We start from the raw sequence: 2438 nt of genomic DNA on the forward strand, positions 1-2438 counted from the left end.
ACGCCTGACACTCAGTTCCGGGAAGGCAGTTCGCTCCAAGCTGGACTGTATGCACGAACCCCCCGTTCAGTCCGACCGCTGCGCCTTATCCGGTAACTATCGTCTTGAGTCCAACCCGGAAAGACATGCAAAAGCACCACTGGCAGCAGCCACTGGTAACTGATTTAGAGGAGTTAGTCTTGAAGTCATGCGCCGGTTAAGGCTAAACTGAAAGGACAAGTTTTGGTGACTGCGCTCCTCCAAGCCAGTTACCGCGGTTCAAAGAGTTGCTGCTCTAAGAACCTTCGAAAAAACCGCCTTGCTGGGCGGTTTTTTCGTTTTCAGAGCAAGAGATTACGCGCAGACCAAAACGATCTCAAGAAGATCATCTTATTAATCAGATAAAATATTTCTAGATTTCAGTGCAATTTATCTCTTCAAATGTAGCACCTGAAGTCAGCCCCATACGATATAAGTTGTTGACAGGATTAACCAAAAACTTGAGAACCTCACCAGAAGGACCAAAGAAGGTCATCTTTGTCGTTTCCCCATTCGTCTCTCCATTCTTATATTCGAATGATTTACCATCAAGAAAAGCTGCATTAGGTGAAAGCATTATCTTTAAATCTCGTCCTTCACACTGATAATGGAATTGTTGTGCAAATGAACTTGCAGAAAGAAGAAGCAGCGAACAAAAAAGTATCTTTTTCATATCAGTCCTTTAAATTTAAAAAATCACTCACCACTCATGCTATCAATAGATTTCTTAACCTCTCCAGCCCTCTCGACTAAAGCATGATTTCTCTTCAGCATAAATGTATAGCCGATCCGACTAATTGGATTCATTGCGTTGTATGTATATGCAACCTCAAATAAAGATACTCCTCGCTGATTTTGCTCAGATCCAATCCAAGCACCATAGCCAACCAACAGCAAAAAAACGACGATAACAGTAATGCAGATTTTTTTTATCATTCCCTATCCAGACAATATGAAGAAAACAGAATTGAACATAACATCCGTTGCGTGCACCGCCTCAGAGCCTCTGAGGGCGTTTCTGACGGGAAACCGGTAAAACAGGCAACAAACCACCCGAAAACCCGCCAGAAACGCGCAGGCTCTGTTTTTACGGCATGCATGAGTATGCGCGCAAGTGCATAGTGCGGAAATTCACGCCATTCAGCCGGGGTAAGTCCTGTTTCCGATGTTCTTCTTACCCGAAAACGGTGAACGGGGACGCAATTTATTGCGTGGCCGTGAGGCGTTGCCGGCACAGCCGGAAAAACCGTTTTCAGCACGTTCAGGAAGGGGGGCGGATGTACAAATGGCACAGAGGATGGAACTGACGTAAAAGTGACGTATGAGCTGAAGGAATGATGTAAAAGTGATGCAAAAGTGTTGTAAAAGTGATGTACAGGCCGAAGGAGTGTTGTAAAAGTGTTGTAAAAGTGATGTATGAACTGAAGGAGCGATGTAATTCTGTAGTCAGGAAGAATAACCCGTTCATGCAGGCATGAACGATACAGTGAGGAACGCTTTTTTTTGTCACGATCTCCCCTTAACCTGCGTAAATCACCCTCCATGGTTGATTATTTTTCAACCTCAAAATGGTCATACACCTAACGCAGCCGCGATTTTCATCGCAACTGCATGAATTAAAAGAAAAAAAAGGAATGCTTCGTTTTCACGAGTAATACCCAGGTATTAAAAACCCACTGTAATTACATGAAAATAAAGAAATAAAAGGTAATACCGGCGTATTACCACGTACGCGGGCAAGCGAAAAAGCTATAACGCTTCCCGGCCGACAGGCGGCCCAGAATCCACAGGGGCATGCAGGATCTCTTCAGTAACCTTCGCCATTAAATCAAAAAGGTCATATTCGCCGGGAAGCTGCGTATCAGTCGAACCCCGTTGTTCATCATATTCAGATGGCATGGGGTGATATCCAGTAGCAGAGAGGTTGTTAGCGGGTTTCGGGGCGCAGCCCTGAACCAGTCACGTAGCGCTAGCGGAGTGTATACTGGCTTACTATGTTGGCACTGATGAGGATGTCAGTGAAGTGCTTCATGTGGCAGGAGAAAAAAGGCTGCACCGGTGCGTCAGCAGAATATGTGATACAGGATATATTCCGCTTCCTCGCTCACTGACTCGCTACGCTCGGTCGTTCGACTGCGGCGAGCGGAAATGGCTTACGAATGGGGCAGGGATTTCCTGGAAGATGCCAGGAAGAGACTTAACAGGGAAGCGACAGGGCCGCGGCAAAGCCGTTTTTCCATAGGCTCCGCCCCCCTGACAAGCATCACGAAATCTGACGCTCAAATCAGTGGTGGCGAAACCCGACAGGACTATAAAGATACCAGGCGTTTCCCCCTGGCGGCTCCCTCGTGCGCTCTCCTGTTCCTGCCTTTCGGTTTACCGGTGTCATTCCGCTGTTATGGCCGCGTTTATCTCATTCC

The 2438-nt window shown here is 46.6% G+C and carries 3 protein-coding genes; all 3 read right to left on the reverse strand.

Going from position 1 to position 2438, the window contains the following annotated elements; all coding sequences use genetic code 11:
- Positions 1-391: 391 nt before the first annotated feature.
- Positions 392-691: a hypothetical protein gene (locus K8W53_RS23810; RefSeq protein WP_016247612.1), complete on the reverse strand. Its 300-nt coding sequence runs from the start codon at positions 689-691 to the stop codon at positions 392-394.
- 23 nt (positions 692-714) lie between these two features.
- Positions 715-954: a hypothetical protein gene (locus tag K8W53_RS23815; protein ID WP_001560795.1), complete on the reverse strand. Its 240-nt coding sequence runs from the start codon at positions 952-954 to the stop codon at positions 715-717.
- Between the two features lie 813 nt (positions 955-1767).
- Entirely contained in the window at positions 1768-1917 is a 150-nt protein-coding gene (locus K8W53_RS23820) for a hypothetical protein (RefSeq protein WP_162846302.1), read from the reverse strand.
- Positions 1918-2438 lie beyond the last annotated feature (521 nt).

Source organism: Salmonella sp. A29-2, from assembly GCF_020150755.1.
GTDB classification, from domain to species: Bacteria; Pseudomonadota; Gammaproteobacteria; order Enterobacterales; family Enterobacteriaceae; genus Salmonella; species Salmonella enterica.